The sequence below is a fragment of the Asticcacaulis solisilvae genome, from assembly GCF_052327315.1.
Classification (GTDB): Bacteria; Pseudomonadota; Alphaproteobacteria; order Caulobacterales; family Caulobacteraceae; genus Asticcacaulis; species Asticcacaulis solisilvae_B.
This window is the reverse complement of the sequence record NZ_CP166196.1, coordinates 2,693,634-2,716,494: the sequence shown is the minus strand read 5'-3', so window position 1 is coordinate 2,716,494 and position 22,861 is coordinate 2,693,634. Positions and strand designations below refer to the sequence as shown.

Here is a 22,861-nt window from a genome sequence, read left to right as displayed (position 1 = left end):
TAGGTATTAGCGCGATTGGCAGCGCGGAATGCGCAGACCGCGCGGCAGTTCGGTGGTTTCGTCGCCGCAGGTGCGGTCGAGCTGGCGCTGCGTCAGGCCCGTGGCCGTCGCCATTTCGGCGCCCGAGAAGTTGACACCGTCGAGGATGGCGCCGCGGAAGTTGGCGTGCTCCAGATAGGCGCCGACGAAGTTCGCATTGGTCAGGTTCGTTCCTGCGAAGCTGACGTGGCCGAACAGGGCGCCCGAGCCGTTGATGTCGCGCAGGTCGCCGCCGGCAAAGGTCGTGCCGTTGAAGATGCCGAGGCCCATGTCCGACTGGCGCAGGCGCGCACCGGCAAAGTTCTTGCCCTTGAGTTCGCGGTTGTTGAAGTCGGCCTGGAACAGGTTGCAGCGCGGGCAAGAGGCGCCGTTCTGCGCGCGGTCGACCTGGGCGGCGTTCTGGGCGAACGCCGGCGTCGACAGGAGCGCCAGGGCGGCGACGATCGGAAGAAGACGTTTCATAAGGGGACACCTTCGCTGAATTTGGCGGGACCGTTGCAAATGCGGTGCCCTTTTTGAAGGAAGAGATCCACAGATTTCACAGATTTCACAGATTTTCGGTGCCTTGTCGGTAACACCGCAGATGGGATGAAAACGGGATGGCGCTACGCGCGAAGCGCTTTATCGTTTCGGCCTCAGACGAAAAAGCCGTTAACATTCTGAATAATCTGTGAAATCTGTGGATATCTTCGACTCATTCCGAGCCGTTGAGTCTACCCGTTCTCGGCGTCTTCTTCGATGGCCTTGAGGTTTTCGGGCGATTGTTCACGCGGGCGGCCGAACGGCACCACGACCAGGTTGTCGGTTGTGCCGCGCGCAAAGCCTTTCGAGATCAGGCGTGAAGCGGGCAGGGCGTCGTCCGGTACGCTGCTTTCGCCCTGACCCAGGCCGTCGGCATTGAGCGCGTCGCGGTCGGCATTGGCCAGGTCGTCGCGGTCGAGGTACGAGATCGCCAGTTCGCGGAAGATATAGTCGAGGATCGAGGTCGCCGAGCGCACGCGGTCATTGCCCGTGACAGGGCCCGCCGGTTCGAAGCGCGTGAAGACGAAGGCGTCGACGAATTCGTCGAGCGGCACGCCGTATTGCAGGCCGATAGAGACGGCGATGGCGAAGTTGTTCATCAATGAACGGAAGGCGGCGCCTTCCTTGTGCATGTCGATGAAAATTTCGCCGAGCGCGCCGTCGCCGTATTCGCCGGTGTGGATATAGACCTTGTGGCCGCCGACAGCCGCTTTCTGGATATAGCCCTTGCGGCGGTCGGGCAGCTTCTGGCGCGAGCGGTCGCGTTCCACGACCTTTTCGACGACGCGCGGGCCCTGCGGTTCGCGCTCGGTTGCGGGCGCCGGCGCGGCGCGGCGCGGGACGTCCTCGACCTCGGGGATATCGAGCGCGAAGCCGGCCGGCGCCTCGGGACGCATGACCGACAGGGCGCGCAGGCCCATATTGGCGGCCAGCGAATAGAGGTGCATGGCCTCGGTGGCGCCCTGGTCCCAGGCGATGGCGACGGGCGCGGTCGACGGCGTGTCCAGGAAGGTTTCCAGGCGCTGGCGGACGATCAGCCGGCCCTTGACGTTGAGCGGGGCGACCAGAGACCAGGCGACCGGATCGTTGACGCGTACGGCGTCGAGGTCGCGGCTGCCGAAGATGAAGGCGTCTGCGGCGGCGATATCCTCGCGCGAAAAACCGAGCGCTTCCAAGAGGTTGAAAGCGGGATCGGACAGATCGCTTTCGTCTATGCCCCACAGGTCGCGGACCAGGTTGGGATCGAGCACGCCCACGGTTTCCCGTAGGCTGTTGGCGGTGCCCGCAGCGTCTTGCAGCCGGCCGATTTCGAAGTCGCTCAGGCCCTTGGTCTTCAGCGTGCCGACATTGACGCCAGGCGCTTCGATCAGGGTGCGGTGACCGAGGCGCGCGTCGCGCACGGCGCGCCAGTCGGCGCCCGAGGCGCGCAGGCCGCGGATGACGCAGACCTTGAGCGTCGGCAGCAGCACGCCGTCGTCGCTTTCCATCACGGTCAGGATATCGTCCAGTCCGGCGTCGCCCAGGCCGACGCCCAGGCGCAGCGACAGCTCCGCATCGTTGTACAACGCCGTGACGTGGCCGTTGCGCAGGCCGGTGGCCTTGGCGAGCTTCAGCGCCGTCTGCGCCAGTTCGAGCGCGTGGCTCTTCAACTCGGACACCCCGGTCAGCGCCGTCGTCTCATAGAGATTGCGGCTGAGGCGATCGAGTTCCTCCGACCGGATGGCGGCATAGCCGTCGTGCGCGCCGAGGCGCGCGGCCAGGCGGGCGGAAGCGTGGACGGCCGCGGCCTCGAACAGGGCGGTGACGTGGGCGGCGAAGTCGAGACCCGAAGGATCGCGCAGCGACAGGCCGTGCGCCATGGCGGCTTCGGCCAGGCCGGCGACGGTCAGGCCGAGCGGCCGCGTGGCGTGGCGGGCATGCGCATCCGATGCTTCAGCCGAATAGGCAATCGAGGCTTCGATATCAAGAGCTTGCACCCACAGGCTAATGCAGTCGATGAGGGCTTCGACATTGAACAGGCCATCCTCGCCGACAAAGCGTTCCAGGCAGACGGCGGCGCGGGCTGCGACGTTCTGGGCCTCCACGGCCTCGGCATCGAGCGGCGAGAAGACGAGGTGCAGCCCGGCGGCCTCCATGGCGGCTTCCGCCAGCATGACGGTCGACGGATCGCCGGCGCCGACCAGGTCGCGCTCGGCAATCACGGCACGGTGGCGCACAGGGGCGGGCGCCGCGCCCTGGCTCCTGCCCCACGGGCTGTCGGCGCCGCCCTGGCCCAGTTGTATCTGGCGGGCGATCAGGCCGTCACTGGCGCCGAGCTTGCGCGCGCTGGCGCAGGCGCGGGCCAGAAGGGGATTGTGACGCGGGCTGGCGCGGTGGTCGCCCTCGGCGCGCTGCACGGCGGATGCGATCGCGTCGAGCGCCTCGGCCAGCTTGACCTGGGTAGCGGCCTGCAGGGCTTGGGCCCGGGCGTCGCGCAGGATTCGGTTCAGCGCCAGCCGGCCGGCGTGATCGTCGAGATGGATCGGCGCGGTTTCCGCGGGCTTCGACACCACGTCGCCGGCGGTCGGATGGACGCGGTGGCCGGACGCCAGCCCGGCGGCGGGGGCGGCGAGCCCCGACAGCAGGGTGGCTTCGATCGCTTCGGCGAAGGCCTGCGCGTCTTCGGGATCGTTGAAATGGCCGAGGCGCAGACCCCATTGCGACAGCCGGTGCGCATAGTCTGCCGTGGCGCCGCCGAAGGCGTCCGTATCGGCGTCGCCATTGCGCGCCCAGGTGCCGGACGGCAGGTCGGCCGCGCGCGCATCGGCCCAGTCGAGCCAGGCTTCGGCCTGGGTCGAGGTCAGGCTGCGCGGGCAGATCACCTCGGTAAACGTCCCGGCGCGCTCGATGACGCGCGATTCGAGGTCGCCCGTGGTGATCAGACGGCTGAGGCTGGGGGTAAGATACACCATGGCGCTTCCGGAATCAGGAGGACTCGCGTAAGGCTATCGTGCGTCGCGCGAACTTTCAATAAATCTGGTGGGCTGTGCATAAGCCATCCACAATATGTTGGATCGGTGGGCTTTCGTGCACGCGAAAATATTTGACGGGCGTTGCGGGGCGGCGCTTTACCTCGTTTGCGCGCGTCTTTATAGTCGCCGCGATATCCGGGCGGGCGTCGGCCCGCCGTGTAGTTTGGGATTTGAGACCTTGCTGGCAAATTTATTCACCTGGTGGGCCGGTAGCGGCACGATCGGTACGATCTGGACGACCTGGACGCGTGGCCGCCAGGTCGGGACCGACGAGTTCGGCAACCGCTATTACGAAGACCGTACCGCCAAGAACGCCTATGACAAGGGCCGCAAGCGCCGTTGGGTGCAGTACAAGGGCTATGCCGACGCGTCGAAGATTCCGCCCGACTGGCACGGCTGGATGCACTATATCTACGACACCCCGCCGTCGCAGGAGCCCCTGCCGAAGAAGGCCTGGGAAAAGCCGCACATGCCCAACATGTCGGGCACGCCGTTCGCCACCTATCCTCAGGGCTCGCTGAACAACACCGATTCGTCGCAGCGCCAGCCTTCGACCGGCGACTACGAGGCCTGGAACCCGTAACACCATGAAACCGTTCCGGCATAATATGCGCCTTCGTCCCGCCGGCCTTGCCGCAGCGGGCCTGGCCCTGTGCCTGATCGTGCCGGCCGTGGCCCAGGTGCCGCCGCCTTCGCGCCATGACGACGGAGGCGGCAAGGTGCCGCACTATGTCGACAACGCCGACTACGACCGCCAGCCCTATTATGTCGATGGCGTCGAGTACAAGCCGTACGCCGCCGACAACAAGAAGAAGGCCAAGGCCGCGGCCGACACGGTCAAGACGCCGAAGCCGCAGCAGCAGGCGTCCGACACGCCGGACTACGTGACGCCGGCGCCGCAGCCAGAAACCGAGCTGCACCCGTTCTCGCCATCCTCGGCCTCGGCGCGCAGCAGTGCCGCCGCTTCGTCGTCATCGGCGGCGCGGTCTTCGGAAGCCGCGGTGGCCGCGACCCAGCAGGCGGCTGCGTCGTCAAGCTCGTCGCAAACGCCCTACGTGCCGAAGAAGCGTCCGCGTTACGCCGTGGCCATTATCGAGGCGCTCGACAAGATCTCGTCGGAAAGCGTCCGCTTCGAGGCGCCGATAGGCCAGCCCGTGCGCTACAAGGGCCTGATCTACCTGGTCAAGGCGTGCGAAACTGCCGCCGACGACGAAGCCATGTCCGATACCATGGCCTGGATGCAGGTGCGCACCAGCTCGGTTACGGCCAGCAACGGCACGCTGACCAAGTCCAAGGAAATCTTCCACGGCTGGACCTACGCCTCGTCGCCGGGCTTGAACCCGTTGCAACACCCGATCTACGACGCCTGGGTGATCGGCTGCCGCAAGCCGCTGCCGGGCACGTCGTCCTAACGTTCGGCAATCGCTTTCAAAGCTTCGTGGCCCGACGTCTTGCGGGACAGGGCGTAGAAGTCCGCCTTGAGGTCGACGGCGTCGGCCAGGAGGTCGAGATAGCGCGCCTTCGGCATTTCGATGACGCCGAACTGCTTCAGGTGCTCGGTCTGGAACTGGCAGTCGAGCAGATGATAGCCGCCCACCTTCAGCCGCGCCACCAGGTGGACCAGGGCGATCTTCGAGGCATCGGTCTCGCGCGACACCATGCTTTCACCGAAGAATGCGCCGCCGATCGAGACGCCGTAGAGCCCGCCGATCAGACGGTCCTCGCGCCATACCTCGACGCTGTGGGCCAGGCCGCGGGCGAACAGGGCCTGGTAAAGCGCCTGGATGGAATGCGATATCCAGGTCGTCGGCCGGTCGGACGCCGCTTCGGCGCACAGTTCGATGACCTGCCGGAAACTGGTGTCGACGCGGACGGCATAGTCGTCGCGACGGACCGTGCGCGCCAGGCGCGACGAAACGTGGAAATCCTCCAGCGGCAGGACGCCGCGCATCGGCGGATCGACCAGGAACAGGTACTCGTCGTCGCGCGCATCGGACATCGGAAAGACGCCGTTGCGATAACAGGTAATCAGGTCGTCGAGCGTAAAGTCTGGCACTTGGATTTCCGGAGCAGCGCCTTCTGAATAGCGCCTGGCCCCGTTTGCACAAGCCTATTCTTCAAGCATCCGCACGGCTTGGGCATGGGCCGACGCCCTCAGTGATGTGCGTAGACTTACATCGTGTGTCGTCCGCGACAGCACCATACCGCCGACGCACATGGCGATGATGGCCTGGGCGCGGCTGTCGCCGTCCTCACGACCCTTCAGCGCCAGTTGAAAGACCTGCGTCATGCCGCGAAGAAGGTCGGTATAGGCTTCGCGTGAGGCTTCCCCCAGCGCGCGGGCGTCCGAGGGCAGGGCGTAAAGCGGGCAGTGCTGGGCGACATCGTCGAACACGTCGTCGCTGAGATAGAGGTCGATCAGTCGTCGCGCCACAAAATGCGCATTGCCGAATTCCGGACCGCCCCTGCGTGCCTCGACCGCCAGCGGGTTGCAGGTGATGTAGTTGGCGACGACCTCGGTGAACAACTGCTCCTTGCTGCCGAAGTGGTGATAGAAGCCGCCGCGCGTCAGTTCGGCTTCGGTCATGATCTGCTCGATGGTTACCTGTGAAAAGCCACCCTGGTTGAACAGGCGGCGCGCGGCGGACACGATGCGGTCGCGTGTATGGGCCTTGTGTTCGGCGGTATAGGGCATGTCCCGTCTCCTTGCGCGGGCACTATAGCAGTCTCCTTATTATGTTCTTGAACATAAATAGATCGGCTTCATGGTGTGCGCGCAAACCCGATTGCAGGAGACGAACCCATGAAAATTTATTGGATCAAGGCCCAGGCCCCGCGCCGCGTCATGGCGCTGGTCAAGCATCTCGGCATCGAAGCCGAACTGATCGAGATGACGCCGATCAGCCGCCTGAAGACGCCGGACTATGGTGCGCTCAATCCCAACATGACCGCGCCGACCCTGGTCGACGGCGACTTCGTGCTTTGGGAATCGTCGGCGATCAATGCCTATCTGTGCACCAAGGTGGGCTCGGACATGTGGCCGGCGAACGACCCGGCCGGGCAGGTGCAGGTTCTGCGCTGGTTGTCCTGGGCCGACCAGCACTGGAACCGCGCCACGGGGCCGTATTATTTCGAGCACGTCGTCAAGCCGACCTTCGGCATCGGCGAACCCGACCGCGACGCCCTGGTCGGGGCCGAGGCGCCTTTGCGCAAGCACGCCGCCGTGCTCGATGGCTGGTTGCAAGGCAAAAGCCATGTTGCGCTCGACCGGCTGACCATTGCCGATTTCCAGCTGGCGTCGCAGGCGACCTATTGGCGGACGGCGGAAATGCCGCTCGAAGCCTATCCCAATATCGTGCGCTGGTTGGATGGGCTGATGGACCTCCCGGCGTGGGCGGCCCCGTGGCCGGAGCAGGAGGACGCGTTCCTCAAGCGCGCCGCGGTCGAAGCCTGACCGAAATTTCTTACGGTGAAAAGTGCCGTGCACGGCTGCGTGTGCGGTGCTTTCCACATCTGTCGGTACCGCGTTGCGGATATGGTCTTCCTTTCGGTACGTCTTTGCGGGCCCGTAGGGACAATAAAAAAGCCTTGCACGCGGCAAGGCTTTTTAGATTTGTCAAACGGTGGGGACGCGCTTAGTGCGCTTCCTGCGACTTGATCCAGTTTTCCAGCCAGTGGATGTTGTAGTCACCCGACTGGATGTCCTTCTCGTTGAGCAGGTCGAGGAACAGCGGAATCGTCGTGTCGATGCCGGTGACCACGGTTTCACCGAGCGCGCGCTTGAGGCGGGCCAGGGCTTCGGGGCGGTCGCGGCCGTGCACGATCAGCTTGCCGACCAGGCTGTCGTAATAGGGCGGGATGGAATAGCCGTTGTAGATCGCCGAATCCAGGCGCACGCCCAGGCCGCCAGGGGCATGGAAGTCAGTGACCGTGCCGGGCGACGGCACGAAGGTACGCGCGTTTTCGGCGTTGATGCGGACTTCGATCGCGTGGGTCTTGATGTCGATATCCGACTGCTTGAACGACAGCGGATAGCCTTCGGCGATACGGATCTGTTCGCGCACCAGGTCGATATCGGTGACGTATTCGGTGACCGGGTGTTCGACCTGAAGGCGGGTGTTCATCTCGATGAAGAAGAACTCGCCGTCCTCATAGAGGAACTCGATCGTGCCGACGCCGAGATAGCCGATCTTCTTGATGGCATCGACGACGATCATGCCGATCTTGTCGCGCGCCGCCTTGTCGATGACGGGCGAGGGGGCTTCTTCCAGCACCTTCTGGTGGCGGCGCTGCAGCGAGCAGTCGCGTTCGCCGAGGTGGCAGACATTGCCGTGAGCATCGGCGATGACCTGGATTTCGATGTGGCGCGGCTTCTGGAGATAGCGCTCCATATAGACGGTGCCGTCACCGAAGGCCGCGGCCGCTTCGGACTGCGCCGACATGACGGCTTCAGCCAGGGCATCGCGGTCCTTGGCCACCTTCATGCCGCGTCCGCCGCCGCCGGAGGCAGCCTTGATCAGCACGGGGAAGCCGATGGTTTCGGCCGCCGCCATGGCTTCCTCGACCGTGGCGACACCGCCGTCCGAGCCCGGAACGACCGGAATGCCCGAATCCTTGGCGGTCTGCTTGGCCGTGATCTTGTCGCCCATGATGCGGATATGCTCGGGCTTGGGACCGATGAAGGTCAGGCCGTGCGCACCGACGATTTCGGCGAAGCGGGCGTTTTCCGACAGGAAGCCGTAACCCGGATGGATCGCCTGGGCGCCGGTGATTTCGGCCGCCGCGATGATCGAGGGGATGTTGAGATAGGACTTGGACGCCGGCGCCGGCCCGATGCAGACGCTTTCATCGGCCAGGTGCACGTGCATGGCCGAAGCGTCGGCTTCGGAATGGACCGCGACGGTGGCGATGCCCATTTCCTTGGCGGCGCGGATGACGCGCAGGGCGATCTCGCCGCGGTTGGCGATCAGGATCTTGTCGAAGGTCTTTACCATCGGACGGGCTTACTCGAACACGACCAGCGCTTCGCCGAACTCGACCGGCTGGGCGTCGTTGACGAGAATCTCGGCGACCACGCCTTCGCGCGGCGACGGGATCGGGTTCATGGTCTTCATGGCCTCGATGATCAGCAGGGTCTGGCCCTGCTTGACGCGGTCGCCGACCTTGATGAAGGGGGCGGCGCCCGGCTGGGGCGACAGATAGCAGGTGCCGACCATGGGCGACTTGATCGCGTCCTTGCGGCTCTTGGCGGCCGAATCGGTCGTCGGCGCGGCTTCGGCAGCCGGCGCTGCGACAGCGGCCGGCGCGGCGGCGACCGGTGCCGCCGCGACAGGGGCGGCGGTATAGGCGACGGCCGGTGCAGCGGTCAGCTGGCGGGCGACGCGAATCTTCAGATCGCCTTGCTCTACCTCGATTTCCGTCAGCTCGGTTTCCTTGAGGATGTCGGCGAGCTTGCGCACCAGCTTCGGATCGATCGGCTCAGCCGGAGATTTGGAAGTCGTCATGTAATAACCTTGTAAGTCGTCTTTTCCCGAAAAGACTTTGATTTTAAGCGTTGTCGGTCAGTGACAGGGCGGCCTGAATCGCCAGTTCATAGCCAGTTGCGCCAAATCCTGCAATAATGCCCTTGGCCGCCAGTGACACATAAGAGTGATGACGGAAGGCCTCGCGGGTCTGAGGATTGGACAGGTGGCATTCGATGACCGGGATGCTCAACGCTTTCAGCGCGTCAAGCAGAGCCACCGAGGTGTGGCCATAGCCAGCCGGATTGATGATCAGCGCGCAACCGTGTTCGCGTGCCTCGTGAATCCAGTCGATCAGCTCGCCCTCGTGATTGCTCTGACGGAAGACCAGGGCGTGCCCGGTGCCTTCCAGCCGCTTCGCGCAGTTCGCCTCGATGTCGGCGAGCGTCGTATAGCCATAAATTTCAGGTTCCCGCACCCCAAGGAGGTTGAGGTTGGGGCCATTGAGGACATATATGGCTTTCGGCATGAAGCTCACGAACGTCGTTTAAGGGACGGCTCTTGTATCAATGCAAGCGCCCGGTCACAAGCGGCAGCGTGCAGCAATGCCGGTCTTTGGGAAGAAATTGGTTCGCAAATGGTAAAAATCGTGCTGAACGGCGAGGATCGTGAGGTCGCAGCCACCACGGTGACGGCGCTGATCGACGAGATCGGGCTGGACGGCCGCAAGGTGGCGGTCGAACGCAACCTGGAGATCGTGCCGCGTTCGCAGTACCTGGCGACGGCGTTGGACGACGGCGACCGCTTTGAGATCGTGCACTTCGTCGGCGGCGGTTGATACCTCGACGACGGCGCGAAAACTTTGGAATTTAAGGACGACACTTATGGCTGACACGATGGCAAGCGACATTTCGACAGACACGCTCGGCGCGGACACCTGGACGGTGGCGGGGCGGACCTTTTCGTCGCGCCTCATCGTCGGCACGGGCAAGTACAAGGACTATGCCCAGAACGCCGCCGCCGCCGAGGCCTCGGGCGCCGAGATCGTCACGGTCGCCGTGCGCCGCGTCAACCTGACCGATCCCAACCAGCCCATGCTGATGGACTTCGTCCGTCCGGATCGCTTCACCTACCTGCCCAACACCGCCGGCTGCTTTACCGGTGAAGACGCGGTGCGCACCCTGCGCCTGGCGCGCGAGGCCGGCGGCTGGGACCTGGTCAAGCTCGAGGTCCTGTCCGACCCCAAGACGCTGTATCCCGACATGGAAGAAACGCTGCGGTCGCTGAAATTGCTGGTCAAGGACGGCTTTCAGGTCATGGTCTACTGCTCGGACGATCCCGTCTATGCGCGCAAGCTGGAAGAGGCGGGGGCTGCCGCCATCATGCCGCTGGCCGCGCCGATCGGCTCGGGCCTGGGCATCCAGAACCCGGTGACCCTGCGCATCATCATCGAGAACGCCAAGGTGCCCGTCCTGGTCGACGCCGGCGTCGGCACGGCGTCGGAAGCGGCCGAAGCGATGGAGCTGGGCTGCGACGCGGTGCTGATGAACACGGCGATCGCCGAGGCCAGGGAGCCGGTGCGCATGGCCGTGGCGATGAAGCACGCCGTCATTGCCGGCCGTCAAGCCTATCTGGCCGGGCGCATGCCGCGCAAGCTCTATGCCGATCCGTCCTCGCCGCTGGCCGGGTTGATCTGACCGGACCGGCGCTCCCGGCGTTTGCGTGCGTGGGCCGAGATCGTGCCGGCTAGTATAGAGGCCAGGACGCCATAGCTGAGGACACCCAGCGCAATCAGGCAGGGTGGAGAATATTTTGCGTCCAACAGGTTGAGGATGTCGACGACGACGCTGAGGAGTTGGCAGGCCAACGCCCACCGCGTCCAGGGATAGGGCGATGTCCGGTTCGCTGTCAGAAAGCCGGGAAGGCACAGGACGTCCGCCAGGAAAGCCAGAAATATCGGGAGCCGGTGCGAGACGACCGCGAAAGACTCCAAAAACAGGTACGCAATCAGATAGACGGAGCCGACGGTGCGCTCGCGCCAGGATCCGGCAAGGATCGCATAACTGCATATGAGGACGGTCGCGACCTTGTTTATGGTCGGCCAGAATGGCTGCAGCAGGAAGATATAGATTTCGTGAAACATGCGTGTCCCCCCCTTTCTGCTATCGTCAGTTCCGCGCTGACGCTTGATCTTCCGTCCGTTCGCGGTGCTTACGGACCTGGGCCGAGATCGTACCGGTCAGCAGTGCGGCCAGTACGCCATAACTGAGGACACCGAGTGCGATAACGCAGGCCGCAAAATAGCCTGGGCCACCAAGCAGTGGGATTATGTCGGCCACGAGACTGAGGCCCTGAAAAGCAAGCGCCCACCGTGTCCAGATATACAGCGATTTATGATTGGCCCAAAGAAAGGCTGGCAGGCACAGGACATCCGCGAGGAATGAAAGTGGGGTAGCATACCCGCGCATGACGAGTTCGAAACCTATCACGGCGAGATAGGCGACGAGGTAGGCGAAGGCCACGAAGCGCTCGCGCCACGATCCGACAAGGATGGCGTAGCTGCACACGATGAGGGTTGCAGCCTGATTTACGGTCGGCCAGAATGGCTGCAGCAGGAAGATATAGATTTCGTGAAACATGCGTGCCCCCCCTTCCGCCATCGTCAGTTCCGCGCTGACGCTTGATCTTCCGTCCGTTCGCGGTGTTTACGGACCTGGGCCGAGATCGTACCGGTCAGCAGTGCGGTCAAGATGCCGTAACTGAAAATACCCAGCGCTATGATGCAGGCGGTGAAATATGCTCGTCCACCGACCAGGACCACTATGTCGGCCGCGATGCTGAGGCCCTGGCAAACCAGTGCCCATCGCGTCCAGGCCCGTGGCGATTTATGGTCGGCCCATAGAAACCCAGGCAGGCAAAGCATGTCCGCGAGGAATGTCAGCGACACGGAATGCCAGCTCGAGGCAAACGCCAGTGCGGCGGTTGCAAGGTAAGCGGCCAGATAGACGGAGCCCAGGAAGCGCTCACGCCAAGGCCCGGCCAGGATTGCATAGCTGCAGACGACGAAGGTTACGACTTGGTTGAGACTCGGCCAAAAGGGCTGCATCAGAAAGCTCGTAATGTCGTGTAGCATTCGCGGTCACCCTTCCGACTCTGCCGCCGTACTGTCCACGGAGGCCTTTCGTTCCCTGCGCCGGCCGGCCTGCGCGGATATCGTGCCCGCCAGTAGCGCGGCCAGGACGGCATAGCTGAGTATGCCTTCCCACAGAATGTACACCGGAGGACGCCTGTCACCGTATATCAGCATGTCGGCCATATCCCCGACGATGCTGAGTCCCTGAAACAGCAGGGCCCACCGTGTCCAGGCATGCGGTGATTTGTGGTTGATGATCAGGAAGCCCGGAAGACACAGAACATCCGCGATGAGCATCAGCACGACCGCGATACGGCTGGAATAGGCGAGCCAGAACAACCACGGAAGAACAAAGGAGGCCATGTACGTCAGGCCTCCGAAGCGCTCGCGCCAGCTTCCGGAAAGAATGGCATAACCGCATACGGCAAATACGGCCACCCGCGTGAGCGGAATCCAGAACGGCTGCATCAGGACGGTGATGATCTCGTGGAACACGTCAGGTGCCGCCTGTCGTTACATTTTTCCGGTGGTTGAGCCTGTGTGCGGCAATGGTGCCGGTCAGCAGCGCAATCAGCACGACATATCCGAGGATGGCCTGCACGATGATGTAGAAGGGATCAAATCGGCCGCTGTCATAGATCAGCCGGGCAATATCCAGGGCGACGCTCAGCACCTGGCTGCCGAGCGCCCATCGGGTCCAGGGCTGCGGCGAATTCCGGTTGATGGTGAAGAAACCGGGCAGAAGCAGAACGTCCGCGGCCAGAAAATACAGGCCGACGCTGCGGATCGATATTGCCGCGAAGACCCAGGGGATTACATAGGCCACGAGATAGATAGCGCCGCCGAAGCGTTCCCGCCAGGTCCCTGCAATGAGGGCGTAGCCGCAAACCAGAAACACGGCGATTTCGCCGACCTCGGCCCAGAAGCGATGCATCAGGAACCGGACAATGTCGTCGATCAAGATCGTCTCCCCTTTGGCGCCTGCATGGTCTTGGCTTCGATCGGGTCTGACGCGAGGCCGGCGGCCGCCTTTTCCCGGCGCCGCCGGAGTTGGGCCGAGACGGTTGCCCCCGTCAGGGCCAGCAGGACGCTGTAGCTGGCGACTATTTCTATTGTCAGATAGGTCCAGCGACTGAGGCCGGTGAACCCTAGTGCCGTGAGATCGGCGACGAGGCTTGCCGCCTGTCCGACGACGGCCAGCCAGAGCCAGGGATGGGGCGATTGCCGGCTTGCGATCAGAAAGGGCGGCAGGCACAGGATATCGACGATGAACATGTCCACGGCCGGGCGGTCGGCCACGGCCATGAAGCAGACTTGCGCAATATAACCGATAAGATACATGCCGCCGCACAGGCGCTCACGCCATGAACCGGCGACAAGGGCATACAGGCACGCGGCCAGCACGGCGCATGCCCCGCTTTGCGTTACGATCGAATGCAGCATTTCCCGGCTGTTTCCAATTTCTCATCGATCAAAGCAGGGAAAGGGCAGGCGGTGCAAGCGAAGAGTGCGGCGGCCGGCTTATCTTTCGTCAACAGCGGCATCGCCGTCTTATTTAGTGTCAAACCTGCCCGGAGAGGCTGCTTTTTCAAGCTTGATGCGTCGTACAGGCAGATGGTCGAAACCGCGCAGGCGCCGAACTGGGTTACGTGTGCCCGCAGAAAGCTCGCTTCCATGGTTCCGGCTGTTCTATGAGGCCTGCCGCTCGGCCTTCATCGTCCGGCGTTCGCCGCGGTAAGCAATGGTGCCGATCAGAATGGCCAGCAGGACGCCCCAGCCGACGGCGGATTCGACTGCGCTGAACGTCCAGCGGTTGATCTGGTTTACGAACAGTGCGGCAATATCGAACGACACGCTGAAGATTTGGCCGGCAAGCGCCCATCGTGGCCAGGGATGGCGCGACTTCCAGTTGGCGATGAAGAAGGCCGGAATACAGAGTGCGTCGGCCGTCAGCATGTACAGGGGCGACGAAACCTGGAAACCGAGGACGATCAGATAGCTGGTGAGGTAGATGAATCCGGCGAAACGCTCGCGCCACGAGCCGGCGATCAGGGCGTACGTGCAGACGAGCACGACGGCCACCGCCCCTGCCTTGGCTACGACTGATTGAAACATGTCCGGTTTGCCCCCAGCCGGCGGATAACGCCAGCCCCGTTAAACCAGACCGGACGCGGTTTAGGCAAGTCCCTAAACAAAAACCCCGGCCGGGGCCGGGGTTTTCGATCAGGCTGACTGTGGAAGCTGTCTCTCGGAATTTGTCACTCCGCTACCCTGGCCGCCGCCCTTGTCAGGCTTGGTGTAGTACGGATCGACTATGGCTTCGATACCCAGTTGCTTCTGGATCGTGTCCAGACCCTCGTGGGCCGCGGTCATGTATTGCTGCGCCGTATTGAGCGCCATCATGGCCTTCAACGTGTTTTCATGGACCTGGCCGGGCACGGTCGCCGACATATGAATGGCGCGCCGTGACGTGACATAGGCCTCGATGAGATGTGCCGCCTCGCTGAGCGCGGTGTCGATGGCTTCTTCGGTGGCGTGCAACTGCACGGTCAGGGCCTTGGCGACGTTGAGGGTTCTCTCTTTGCGCATGGGTATTCCTGTGGCTCTACTCGGGGAGCGGCCGGAAAACGCTGGTCCGCAAGGACCACGCTATGGCAAGGAGGCGAGCGATCCGTAAAAATACACGCTTAAATTGCCGTTAAGCACGAATTTTTAAGACGTGTGATCAAGCGGTAAACACTTCAACGGCGATTGACAAGATCGCTGTTGGCAGGGGCGGCGGCCCGCCCGGGCGCGTGCGAGGAGCCCTGCGGTGTTTGAGCTGAAAAAAAACAAACGAATACCAACGGCTATTCGCTGGTATTAGTTGCTCGCCGGATTATTGACCGCCAGGAAGTTCATGACGGCCTGCAATGTCGCCAGCCGTGTGGCCTGGGTGTCGGGCGCATGGCCGCCGCTCTTGAGTTCGACATAATCGACCCGCTTTCCGGCGGCGGTGAGGGCATCATGCAAGGTGCGGCTTTGCTCCGCGGGAACCACGCTGTCGCCGGACTGGTGGATCAGCAGGACAGGGGCCTTCACGGCGGCGGCCGAGATCGACGGCGCGCCCGCGCCCACGAAGAGGTTGAGGCTGCGCGGAGACGCCGGATCGGCGCGGAAGGCGCGCGGCCACTGCGGGTGTGGGGACAGGCCGGCAAACGCGTCCGGATCGGGTACGGGCGCCATGGTGTTGCGCCAGGCGACATACTTGCCGACATCGGAAATGCCGCCGATCGCCCCGGCGCAGCGGACATCGCCCGTTTCCGCCGCGCTCAGCGCCGCATAGCCGCCGTAGCCGATGCCGATCACGCAGACCCGGTTGGGATCGGCCAGGCCCTGGCGGACCAGTTCGTCGACGCCGTCCTTGAGGTCCGACAGCATCTTGCCGCCCCATTGCCCGTAACCGGCGGCGACGAAGGCCGCGCCGTGTCCGTCCGAACCGCGGTAATTGGCCTGGAGCACAAGGTAGCCCCGTGACGCCAGGGCCTCGGCCAGCCAGCCGAAACCGAAGCTGTCGTGGTCCTGCGGCCCGTCATGCGGAAGAACGATCAGGGGCAGGGTCTTGGCGGCCGGCTTCGGCGGCAGGGTCACGATGGCGTTGATCTCGAGGCCGTCCGCCGCCTTGTAGGTCATGGGTTCCTGTACGGCGATCCAGTCGGTCGGGACCTGCGGGAAATCCTCGCCGATCGCCGTGCCCTTGCCGCTCGCGAAATCGAGCAGGAAGAACGAGCCGGTGTCTTCGCCGCCGGTGGTGCGGATCAGCGCCTTTTGCAGGTCGTCCGTTATCGACACGATGTCGACCGTCTGGCCCGGCGCGGAAATTCCGGCCTTGCGATAGATGGCGGCGAGGTCCGGATCGCTGATGGTGTACTGCGGCTCCTCGGCGTCGTGGGCGAAGCCCGCCAGCCGTCCCGAGCGCGGATCGAAGACGGGGCGATCCTGGCTGGCGTCGCCGGCTTCCAGCTTGTCCGACAGGGTTCCGGAGGCGTCAAGGCGATAATAGTGGAAGCGGCGTTCGGCGCCCTTCGCATCCCTGCCATGCGTTTCGCTGTCCAGGATGACGATCGCCTGGCCGTCCTCGGTCACGCCGATCAGGGACGGCGCGAAGGTGTGGTCGTTGGCGACGATCTCACGGCTCAGGACGGATTTCCACTTCCCGCCGCTCTTCATCTCGACATGATAGACGCTGTCGCGGAAATCGTAGACGGTGCGCGCCACCAGGGATCCATCGCGGTTGAACAGCCAGTCGTCGACATAGTGGTTTTCGCGGTCCAGGTCGCCGCCGCCGTCGTCGACCAGGCGGCCGGAACCCGTTTCCGGATCGACCTTCCACAGATAGACGCGCTGCGCCGGCTGGTTGCCGACCGACTGGCTGCGCAGCTCGATGAACGGCCCCATCAGCTGCGTGGGGCCGTCGGACGAAAGCCGTGTGGGAATACCCAGGGACACGCTGCGCGCGTCGCCGATATGGGCGCCGACCGACATGCCGGTGCCGGTGACGACATTGACCGAGGTGATGACGTTCTCGCCGCGGATGCCGAAGAAGGCGCACTGCGGAGACTGGATGGCATCGAGCGCGCTCAATGCGGCGGCCTGTTCGGCAGCGGCCTCGGGACTTCCGGGCGGAGTCTTGCCGGAGGCCGCGGCGGTGTCGATGACGGACTGGACGGCGCTGCGCGCGTCCGTGCGGCCCGTGGTGCGGGGGCCGGCCGCTTCGCAGGTACCGCGCGTGGCGATGCGCGAATCCGATGCCAGAACGTGGTCGTTGTCAGCCCAGGCCAGCGCCGTCACATCGCCGTCGGTCAGCTTGATCGCGCCCCGGGAGCGATCGGAAAAGCGGTAATAGGCCAGCATGCGCAGGTCGTCTTCGCGCGTCGTGAAGGCCACGCGGGACCCGTCCGGCGACAGGGCGATCTGCTCGATATGCGGCATCTTGGCATAGAGTTCGAGCGGGGGCGGCACATCTACCGGCCGCGTGCGCTTGAGGCCGTGGACGACGACCGCTTCGGCATGGACCTGGGCGGCCGATACGAGGGCGGCAGTGGCGGTTACGGCCAGCAAGGCCTGTCGCAGGGTGCGCATGATGGTCTCCCCATGATGGCTGGCGGCTGCATGGCCGCGGGCTCGTCATGGTAACGCTATCGCAAACCTCGCGGCCATTCAATGGGGCGGTATTTTTTGGAGGGGTTGAGCGGCGTCAGCCCTTCTTAAGGCGCTTGCGCTCAGCGTCCACGGCGGCGCGCAGCTTCTCGGGATCGGCCCCCGCCACGACGGTATCGCCGACGATGAAGGTCGGCGTGCCGGAAATGCCGAGATTGGTTCCCAGCGTCACGGTCTTCTTGATCTGCTCGGCCGTGGCCGGCGAGCCCGCGTCGGCGCTGACCTTGGCGAGGTCCAGCCCGGCCCTGGCCGAGATCGCCTTGAGATCCGACAGGTTCTGGTCATCGGTCAGCAACACGTCGTGGATATCGGCGTATTTGCCGTTCTGGTAGGCCGCCAAGGCATACTTGGCCAGGACGATCGATTCCGGCGGATGGACGACCGGATATTCCTTGACCACCAGGGTGACGTCCGGGTTCTCCGCCAGGAAGGCCTTGATGACCGGCTCGCCGCGCCGGCAGTAGGCGCAATTGTAGTCGAGGAATTCGACGACCTTGATCGGGCCGGTGCCGAGCGTCGGATCGCCCTTGTCGTTGAAGATCGAGTCGTGGTGTGCGGCGATCGCCGCCTGAGTCGACTGGTTGGCCTCGGCCTCGCGATCGGCCGACAGCTTCTGCATGGCGTCCTCGAGCACGGCGGGCTTCGCCATCAGGCCGTTGCGCACCAGCTGGGTCTGGACCTGCGGCACGACGTAAGGCGCGGCCGCCAGAATAACCGCCAGCACCGCCAGGCCGGTGGTGATATTGGCCTGGCTGAACAGGGGGGCGGATTTTTCGGGCTTTTGGGCAGGCGTTTCGGTGTCGGACACAATAAGGCTTTCGGGTAGGGGTTAGTTGTGCTTGCGCCGCGTTTCGCCGTCGACCGGGGCGATGCCTAGTTCGGACGAGGTCGCCATGACGATGTCGCGGGCGCGCCGGTATTCCGGCGAGTTGGCGGTCAGGTATTTTTGCGACCAGACGGCCGAGCTGCGCGCCGACATGTAGTCGCCGTCGTAGAACTGCGCCTCGGCGGTCGCCAGGCGTGCCAGCCCCGGCTGTTTCAGGGCGTCGTAGGCCTGGGCCAGTTGCGACCAGGCAAACGAGTCGTCTTCCTCGTACTTGACCGATTCCTGCAGGTGCTGGACGGCCTCGTTGAGGCTGTCCTTGTCGCCGAGCGCGATCAGGGTCTGGCCGAGATTGAGCTGCAGCAGCGCCGCCGTCGGCATGAGCGCGACCGAGCGTTCATGGGCGGGCTTGGCCAGGGCCGGGCGCGCCGTTTCGAAATAGATCTGGCCCTTCAGCTCCCACAGGTAGGGATTGTCGGGCTGTTCCTTCAGCAGGCCGTCGAGCTGCGCCAGCGCCTTGTCCCAGTTGCCCTGCTTGTAGGTCGCGATGACGCGGGCATAGCGGGCGGGGTAGGAGGTGTCGCTTTCGGGGTAGAGGTTGAAGGTCTTGATCGGATCGTCCATGAAGCCCGCCAGCTTGGCCTTGATGACGGCGAACTTCGCCATGCTTTCGGGGCTGTCGGTGACGCCGTAGTGCGGCTGCTTGCGCACGAAGTCGTTGAGCGCCGAAATCCGGTCGCGCGACAGCGGGTGGGTGCGGAAGAATTCGTAGCGCTCGGCGTGGCTGAAGGTTTCGACGTTGCGGAACTTGTAGAAGAAGTCGACCAGGCCCTTGCCCGACATGCCGGCCTTTTCCATGGCCTTGGCCCCGGCGACGTCGGCGGCCGATTCCTCGGTCTGCATGTAGTGCAGGGCGTTGAGCGTGCCGAAGGTGGTCGAGCTGCCCATCAGCACCGCGCCGGCGTCCGGCGCGCGCGCCGCCATGGCCACGATACCGAGACCCAGCGCCACGACCATGGGCACGCGCGCGGCGCGTTCGACTTCGTCGGTGCGCATCATGTGGCCGCCGGACAGGTGGCCCGTTTCGTGGGCGATGACGCCGAACAGCTGGTTGGGCGTGTCGGCCTCCATGATCAGGCCTGTATTGAGGCCGATGACCAGGTGGAAGGTCGAAAAGGCGTTGAGGTCCTCACTGGCGATCAGCAGGTAGTGCACCTTGTCGGGATCAAGGCCGGCGGCGTTGAGCACCGGGCGGGTCTGGTCCTTGAGATACTGTTCGACCTCGGTATCGCGAATAACGCTCTGGGCGGGATCGTCCTGGGCATGGGCCGGGGTTGCCACGGGCGCGGCGGACGCCACGGCCAGCAGGCACAGCAGCGATGCCGCGGCGCGGCGCAGGCCGGGTGAAAACGTGACGGACATCGGATGACCCATGAACCAGACCCTACAGCATGCCGCCGGAACGGAAAACCGATTTATCAGCGCGGTTTACGGCGGCCGCCCGAACGAGGTTTAGAAAGCAAGGATGACAAATCTAAGGCCAGAAAAAAGGCGTCTGCCGGAGCAGACGCCTTTTGTTCAGTCTTTGCGCGGTCGTGCAATTTATCCGCAAAGTGGTGTCCACCTTGCCGGATTGCACGCTAGCGGCGCCACCAGCCCTTTTTCGGCTTTTCGGGCGGGGCGACGATCTCGTTGGGATCGGGCTCGGCGACGATCGGCTCCAGCGTCTTTGCGACGCTCAGCACCGGTTCCGGGGCGACGATCACGGGCTGCAGCGTCTCGAACTCGGTCTTTTCCGGTTCGATGGCGGCGGCCAGCGGCGCGGTGTCGGCCTTCTTGCGCGAGCGCGTGGCGCGCTTCTTGGGAGCGGGCGTCACTTCGACCGGCGGCAGTTCGGTTTCAGGCGCTTCAGCCACCGCTGGGTCGGCGTCGACATCCGCGGTCTGCGGCATGGGCGCGGTAACTTCCGCGGCAGGCGAGGTCTCTTCGACTTCGCTGACGGCGTTGCGGCGCTTGCGCTGCGGACGCGGGCGCTTGGGCGCCGGCTGGTCGCGCAGGTCGTCGGGCACCAGCGAGGTCGGCTGGGTCGAGGCCGCGCCAAGGGCAGCGTCGGCGGCGGTCACCTTTGCCGCGGCGAGGGCGGCGGCGCCTTCGACGGCCTGCGACGGATCGAACACGGCGGGCGCGGATTCAAGGGCTGCGACCGAGGTCTCGGCGCGGGCCGGACGGCCGCCGTCGACGAAGCGGCGCTGCTGCTCCTCGAACGGATCGATCCAGACATAGGGCGCTTCCAGCGACGGCGTGCGGGCGCGCACCCAGGCATAGGGCTCGCGCGGACGGCTGTCGAAACCGGTGCGGCGGCCGCCACGACGGCCACGGCGGCGGCGGCCACGGCCATTGCGCTGACCGTCGTCGTCGTCATCGCCTTCGTCGCCTTCACCTTCGTCGTCGCCGGCGGCCTGGGCCTGTTCGGCATCGGCTTCCGGGCGTTCGCGGTCGCGTCCGCCACGGCGGCGGCGGCGGCGGCCACGGCCGCCCCGGCGATCGTCGCGATCCTCGGACTGTTCCGAGCGCGCCGAAGCCTCGTCGTCGTCCGTGTCCTCGCGCTCGATGGCGTCCTCGTCCTCGTCGGCCTCGTCCTCATCGGCGATGTCCGGGCCGAAGTCGAAGACGGGTTCGGGACGGACCGGCGGCGTGAACTCGACCTCGTCGGCATTGACGGTGCGCACGACCTGCAGGTCGGTGTGGCCAAGGTCGGTATCGATCTCGATATTGACCTTCAGGCCCCATTCGGTGCGCAGCTTGGCCAGGTGGCCCTGCTTTTCGTTGAGGATATAGAGGGCGACGTCCATCGGCAGCTTGACGGTAACGGCGCCGGCGCCGTTCTGCATGGCTTCGGTGTCGATCCGGCGCATGGCCGACAGGGCGGCCGAATCCACCGAGCGGATGCGGCCCTGGCCTTCGCAGTGCGGGCAGGGGACAGTCGTGCCTTCCAGGAAGCCGGTGCGGCGGCGCTGGCGGCTGATTTCCATCAGGCCGAAGCCCGAAATCTTGCCCATCTGGATGCGGGCGCGGTCTTCGGCCAGCGCGTCCTTGAGCTTCTTTTCGACGGACCGGTTGTTCTTCGGTTCATCCATGTCGATGAAGTCGATGACGACCAGGCCGGCGAGATCCCGCAGGCGCATCTGGCGTGCCGCTTCCTCGGCGGCTTCCATATTGGTCTTGAGGGCCGTCGCCTCGATATTGCGTTCCTTGGTCGACTTGCCCGAGTTGACGTCGATGGCGACCAGGGCTTCGGTCTGGTTGATGACCAGGTAGCCGCCCGATTTCAGCGACACGACAGGCGAATAGATCTTCGAGATCATGTCCTCGACGCCGAAGCGCGCGAACAGGGGCGAGTTCGCCTTGTAGAGCTGGATCTTCTTGGCCTGGGACGGCATGATCATGCGCATGAAGTCCTTGGCGGACCTGTAGCCGTCTTCGCCTTCGACCAGCACGCCGTCGAAATCCTTGTCGAACAGGTCGCGGATGGCGCGCTTGACCAGGTCCTCTTCCTCATAGATGAGGGCCGGCGCGTTGGAACGCAGGGTCGTTTCGCGGATGTTTTCCCAGACACGCAGCAGGTAGTCGTAGTCGCGCTTGATTTCCTGCTTGGTGCGCTTGGCGCCGGCGGTGCGGACGATCAGGCCCATGCCGTGCGGCACGTCGAGGCTCTGCACCATCGACTTCAGGCGCTTGCGGTCGGCCGCATTGGTGATTTTACGCGAAATTCCGCCGCCACGCGCCGTGTTCGGCATCAGCACGCAGTAGCGGCCGGCCAGGGACAGGTAGGTGGTCAGGGCCGCGCCCTTGTTGCCGCGCTCTTCCTTGACGACCTGGACCAGCAGGATCTGGCGGCGCTTGATGACTTCCTGGATCTTGTAGCGGCGGATCAGGTGCTGGCGCAGGCGGCGTTCTTCGTCGGGAAGATCGTCGCCGTCATCCTCGTGCTCGTCGTCTGAACCGTCGTCGTCGTGGCCGTTATTGTGCGCGGCCTGCTGGGCCAGTTCGGCCATCAGCTTCTCGCGGTCGGCGACCGGGATCTGGTAGTAGTCGGGATGGATTTCGTTGAACGCAAGGAAGCCGTGGCGATTGCCGCCATATTCGACGAAGGCCGCCTGGAGCGAGGGCTCCACCCGGGTGACTTTTGCGAGATAGATGTTCCCGCGCAGTTGTTTCCGGCTTAGCGATTCAAAATCAAATTCTTCAACCTTGGCCTGGCCGTTTTGTTGGCCGTTGATCACGACGACACGGGTCTCTTCCGTGTGCGTCGCATCGATTAACATGGTTTTTGCCATTAAAAGTATCTCCGGAGCGCGGCACAGCGGGCCTGCGGGTACGAAGCCCGCGGCGGAAGGTGTGGCGCTCATATGGGTTAGTGAGGCGCGCGCTGGCGACCGCGGCGTCGGTAACGACGCTCGGTATCGCAAGGGGTCCGGAACGGACGGGTGAGGCGCAGCCCATGATTACGTGTTCCAACTCAGATCGCGCAGGACCGGTGACGGCCGCGCGGGGTGGGGCGGGCAATTGATCCGCCTGGACATTGACGACCAGTTCGGATTGCGCGTCCCCGTATAGGGTCGTGACGATGGCAACAGCGGCAAAATGCGCTCCGTATCCCGCATGATGCCAT

At 64.3% G+C, this 22,861-nt stretch carries 24 protein-coding genes; 5 read left to right on the top strand and 19 right to left on the bottom strand.

Features of this window, described 5'->3' with window-relative positions; translation table 11 throughout:
- Positions 1–6: 6 nt before the first annotated feature.
- Positions 7–501 carry a pentapeptide repeat-containing protein gene (locus AB8717_RS12865; RefSeq protein WP_443747727.1) on the bottom strand — a complete coding sequence of 165 codons (495 nt, stop codon included), beginning with the start codon at positions 499–501 and terminating at the stop codon, positions 7–9.
- 251 nt (positions 502–752) lie between these two features.
- A complete protein-coding gene (locus AB8717_RS12860; protein ID WP_443747726.1) occupies positions 753–3,512 on the bottom strand; it encodes a TSCPD domain-containing protein in 2,760 nt (919 codons plus the stop codon).
- Between the two features lie 238 nt (positions 3,513–3,750).
- Here AB8717_RS12860 and AB8717_RS12855 point away from each other — a divergent pair, with 238 nt between their 5' ends.
- Both AB8717_RS12855 and AB8717_RS12850 read left to right on the top strand, forming a co-directional pair.
- Entirely contained in the window at positions 3,751–4,155 is a 405-nt protein-coding gene (locus tag AB8717_RS12855; protein ID WP_443747725.1) for an NADH:ubiquinone oxidoreductase subunit NDUFA12, read from the top strand.
- A 25-nt stretch (positions 4,156–4,180) separates the two neighbouring features.
- Positions 4,181–4,984, top strand: a complete 804-nt coding sequence (locus tag AB8717_RS12850) for a DUF2155 domain-containing protein (protein WP_443747724.1) — start codon at positions 4,181–4,183, stop codon at positions 4,982–4,984.
- Here the strand turns inward: AB8717_RS12850 and aat are convergent.
- Together aat and AB8717_RS12840 are read right to left on the bottom strand one after the other, a co-directional pair.
- Positions 4,981–5,571 carry a leucyl/phenylalanyl-tRNA--protein transferase gene (gene aat, locus AB8717_RS12845; RefSeq protein ID WP_443750889.1) on the bottom strand — a complete coding sequence of 197 codons (591 nt, stop codon included), beginning with the start codon at positions 5,569–5,571 and terminating at the stop codon, positions 4,981–4,983. The two genes, AB8717_RS12850 and aat, sit on opposite strands and share 4 nt — an antisense overlap.
- Before the next feature lie 111 nt (positions 5,572–5,682).
- Positions 5,683–6,267, bottom strand: coding sequence for a TetR/AcrR family transcriptional regulator (locus tag AB8717_RS12840; RefSeq protein ID WP_443747723.1), 585 nt, complete (start codon positions 6,265–6,267; stop codon positions 5,683–5,685).
- A gap of 108 nt (positions 6,268–6,375) precedes the next feature.
- On the opposite strand from AB8717_RS12840, the gene AB8717_RS12835 reads away from it, so the two are divergent.
- Positions 6,376–7,026, top strand: a complete 651-nt coding sequence (locus tag AB8717_RS12835) for a glutathione S-transferase family protein (protein ID WP_443747722.1) — start codon at positions 6,376–6,378, stop codon at positions 7,024–7,026.
- A gap of 181 nt (positions 7,027–7,207) precedes the next feature.
- On the opposite strand, the gene accC is transcribed toward AB8717_RS12835, so the two are convergent.
- The 3 genes from accC to aroQ are packed head-to-tail and all read right to left on the bottom strand — an operon-like array spanning position 7,208 to position 9,563.
- Entirely contained in the window at positions 7,208–8,566 is a 1,359-nt protein-coding gene (accC, locus tag AB8717_RS12830) for an acetyl-CoA carboxylase biotin carboxylase subunit (RefSeq protein WP_443747721.1), read from the bottom strand.
- Between the two features lie 9 nt (positions 8,567–8,575).
- Complete coding sequence (gene accB, locus AB8717_RS12825) at positions 8,576–9,076, bottom strand: acetyl-CoA carboxylase biotin carboxyl carrier protein (protein ID WP_443747720.1); 501 nt, start codon at positions 9,074–9,076, stop codon at positions 8,576–8,578.
- A gap of 43 nt (positions 9,077–9,119) precedes the next feature.
- Entirely contained in the window at positions 9,120–9,563 is a 444-nt protein-coding gene (gene aroQ / locus AB8717_RS12820; protein ID WP_443750888.1) for a type II 3-dehydroquinate dehydratase, read from the bottom strand.
- A 108-nt stretch (positions 9,564–9,671) separates the two neighbouring features.
- Here aroQ and thiS point away from each other — a divergent pair, with 108 nt between their 5' ends.
- Together thiS and AB8717_RS12810 are read left to right on the top strand one after the other, a co-directional pair.
- A complete protein-coding gene (gene thiS / locus AB8717_RS12815) occupies positions 9,672–9,872 on the top strand; it encodes a sulfur carrier protein ThiS (RefSeq protein WP_443747719.1) in 201 nt (66 codons plus the stop codon).
- Between the two features lie 58 nt (positions 9,873–9,930).
- Positions 9,931–10,731 (top strand): thiazole synthase, encoded by an 801-nt coding sequence (locus AB8717_RS12810; RefSeq protein WP_443750887.1) that lies wholly within the window; start codon positions 9,931–9,933, stop codon positions 10,729–10,731.
- On the opposite strand, the gene AB8717_RS12805 is transcribed toward AB8717_RS12810, so the two are convergent.
- The 12 genes from AB8717_RS12805 to AB8717_RS12750 form a co-directional block, all read right to left on the bottom strand.
- On the bottom strand, positions 10,692–11,177 hold the full coding sequence (locus tag AB8717_RS12805) for a hypothetical protein (protein WP_443747718.1): 486 nt from the start codon (positions 11,175–11,177) through the stop codon (positions 10,692–10,694). The two genes, AB8717_RS12810 and AB8717_RS12805, sit on opposite strands and share 40 nt — an antisense overlap.
- Positions 11,178–11,202: 25 nt before the next feature.
- A complete protein-coding gene (locus AB8717_RS12800) occupies positions 11,203–11,673 on the bottom strand; it encodes a hypothetical protein (protein WP_443747717.1) in 471 nt (156 codons plus the stop codon).
- Positions 11,674–11,696: 23 nt separating this feature from the next.
- Positions 11,697–12,167 carry a hypothetical protein gene (locus AB8717_RS12795; RefSeq protein WP_443747716.1) on the bottom strand — a complete coding sequence of 157 codons (471 nt, stop codon included), beginning with the start codon at positions 12,165–12,167 and terminating at the stop codon, positions 11,697–11,699.
- A 6-nt stretch (positions 12,168–12,173) separates the two neighbouring features.
- The gene (locus AB8717_RS12790) at positions 12,174–12,662 is read right to left on the bottom strand and encodes a hypothetical protein (RefSeq protein ID WP_443747715.1); all 489 of its coding nucleotides are present in this window, start codon (positions 12,660–12,662) and stop codon (positions 12,174–12,176) included.
- Between the two features lies 1 nt (position 12,663).
- A complete protein-coding gene (locus AB8717_RS12785) occupies positions 12,664–13,128 on the bottom strand; it encodes a hypothetical protein (protein WP_443747714.1) in 465 nt (154 codons plus the stop codon).
- Positions 13,125–13,610 carry a hypothetical protein gene (locus AB8717_RS12780; protein WP_443747713.1) on the bottom strand — a complete coding sequence of 162 codons (486 nt, stop codon included), beginning with the start codon at positions 13,608–13,610 and terminating at the stop codon, positions 13,125–13,127. Before AB8717_RS12780 ends, AB8717_RS12785 begins: the two co-directional genes overlap by 4 nt.
- Positions 13,611–13,856: 246 nt before the next feature.
- Positions 13,857–14,282, bottom strand: a complete 426-nt coding sequence (locus tag AB8717_RS12775; RefSeq protein ID WP_443747712.1) for a hypothetical protein — start codon at positions 14,280–14,282, stop codon at positions 13,857–13,859.
- A gap of 108 nt (positions 14,283–14,390) precedes the next feature.
- Positions 14,391–14,756 (bottom strand): hypothetical protein, encoded by a 366-nt coding sequence (locus AB8717_RS12770; RefSeq protein WP_443747711.1) that lies wholly within the window; start codon positions 14,754–14,756, stop codon positions 14,391–14,393.
- Positions 14,757–15,029: 273 nt separating this feature from the next.
- A complete protein-coding gene (locus AB8717_RS12765) occupies positions 15,030–17,288 on the bottom strand; it encodes an alpha/beta hydrolase family protein (protein ID WP_443747710.1) in 2,259 nt (752 codons plus the stop codon).
- A gap of 115 nt (positions 17,289–17,403) precedes the next feature.
- Positions 17,404–18,174, bottom strand: coding sequence for a DsbA family protein (locus AB8717_RS12760; protein ID WP_443747709.1), 771 nt, complete (start codon positions 18,172–18,174; stop codon positions 17,404–17,406).
- Between the two features lie 21 nt (positions 18,175–18,195).
- The gene (locus AB8717_RS12755; RefSeq protein WP_443747708.1) at positions 18,196–19,611 is read right to left on the bottom strand and encodes a M48 family metalloprotease; all 1,416 of its coding nucleotides are present in this window, start codon (positions 19,609–19,611) and stop codon (positions 18,196–18,198) included.
- Between the two features lie 218 nt (positions 19,612–19,829).
- Entirely contained in the window at positions 19,830–22,526 is a 2,697-nt protein-coding gene (locus tag AB8717_RS12750; protein WP_443747707.1) for an Rne/Rng family ribonuclease, read from the bottom strand.
- Positions 22,527–22,861: the final 335 nt, after the last annotated feature.

Bases quoted from the DNA above. Each gene is read 5' to 3' on its own strand.
- AB8717_RS12805 (WP_443747718.1), bottom strand. From the start codon at position 11,177: ATGTTTCACGAAATCTATATCTTCCTGCTGCAGCCATTCTGGCCGACC.
- AB8717_RS12750 (WP_443747707.1), bottom strand. From the start codon at position 22,526: ATGGCAAAAACCATGTTAATCGATGCGACGCACACGGAAGAGACCCGT.
- AB8717_RS12835 (WP_443747722.1), top strand. From the start codon at position 6,376: ATGAAAATTTATTGGATCAAGGCCCAGGCCCCGCGCCGCGTCATGGCG.
- thiS (WP_443747719.1), top strand. From the start codon at position 9,672: ATGGTAAAAATCGTGCTGAACGGCGAGGATCGTGAGGTCGCAGCCACC.
- AB8717_RS12755 (WP_443747708.1), bottom strand. From the start codon at position 19,611: ATGTCCGTCACGTTTTCACCCGGCCTGCGCCGCGCCGCGGCATCGCTG.
- accC (WP_443747721.1), bottom strand. From the start codon at position 8,566: ATGGTAAAGACCTTCGACAAGATCCTGATCGCCAACCGCGGCGAGATC.
- AB8717_RS12850 (WP_443747724.1), top strand. From the start codon at position 4,181: ATGCGCCTTCGTCCCGCCGGCCTTGCCGCAGCGGGCCTGGCCCTGTGC.
- AB8717_RS12780 (WP_443747713.1), bottom strand. From the start codon at position 13,610: ATGCTGCATTCGATCGTAACGCAAAGCGGGGCATGCGCCGTGCTGGCC.
- AB8717_RS12860 (WP_443747726.1), bottom strand. From the start codon at position 3,512: ATGGTGTATCTTACCCCCAGCCTCAGCCGTCTGATCACCACGGGCGAC.
- AB8717_RS12840 (WP_443747723.1), bottom strand. From the start codon at position 6,267: ATGCCCTATACCGCCGAACACAAGGCCCATACACGCGACCGCATCGTG.
- aroQ (WP_443750888.1), bottom strand. From the start codon at position 9,563: ATGCCGAAAGCCATATATGTCCTCAATGGCCCCAACCTCAACCTCCTT.
- AB8717_RS12810 (WP_443750887.1), top strand. From the start codon at position 9,931: ATGGCAAGCGACATTTCGACAGACACGCTCGGCGCGGACACCTGGACG.
- AB8717_RS12800 (WP_443747717.1), bottom strand. From the start codon at position 11,673: ATGTTTCACGAAATCTATATCTTCCTGCTGCAGCCATTCTGGCCGACC.
- accB (WP_443747720.1), bottom strand. From the start codon at position 9,076: ATGACGACTTCCAAATCTCCGGCTGAGCCGATCGATCCGAAGCTGGTG.
- AB8717_RS12775 (WP_443747712.1), bottom strand. From the start codon at position 14,282: ATGTTTCAATCAGTCGTAGCCAAGGCAGGGGCGGTGGCCGTCGTGCTC.
- AB8717_RS12795 (WP_443747716.1), bottom strand. From the start codon at position 12,167: ATGCTACACGACATTACGAGCTTTCTGATGCAGCCCTTTTGGCCGAGT.
- aat (WP_443750889.1), bottom strand. From the start codon at position 5,571: ATGTCCGATGCGCGCGACGACGAGTACCTGTTCCTGGTCGATCCGCCG.
- AB8717_RS12765 (WP_443747710.1), bottom strand. From the start codon at position 17,288: ATGCGCACCCTGCGACAGGCCTTGCTGGCCGTAACCGCCACTGCCGCC.
- AB8717_RS12865 (WP_443747727.1), bottom strand. From the start codon at position 501: ATGAAACGTCTTCTTCCGATCGTCGCCGCCCTGGCGCTCCTGTCGACG.
- AB8717_RS12770 (WP_443747711.1), bottom strand. From the start codon at position 14,756: ATGCGCAAAGAGAGAACCCTCAACGTCGCCAAGGCCCTGACCGTGCAG.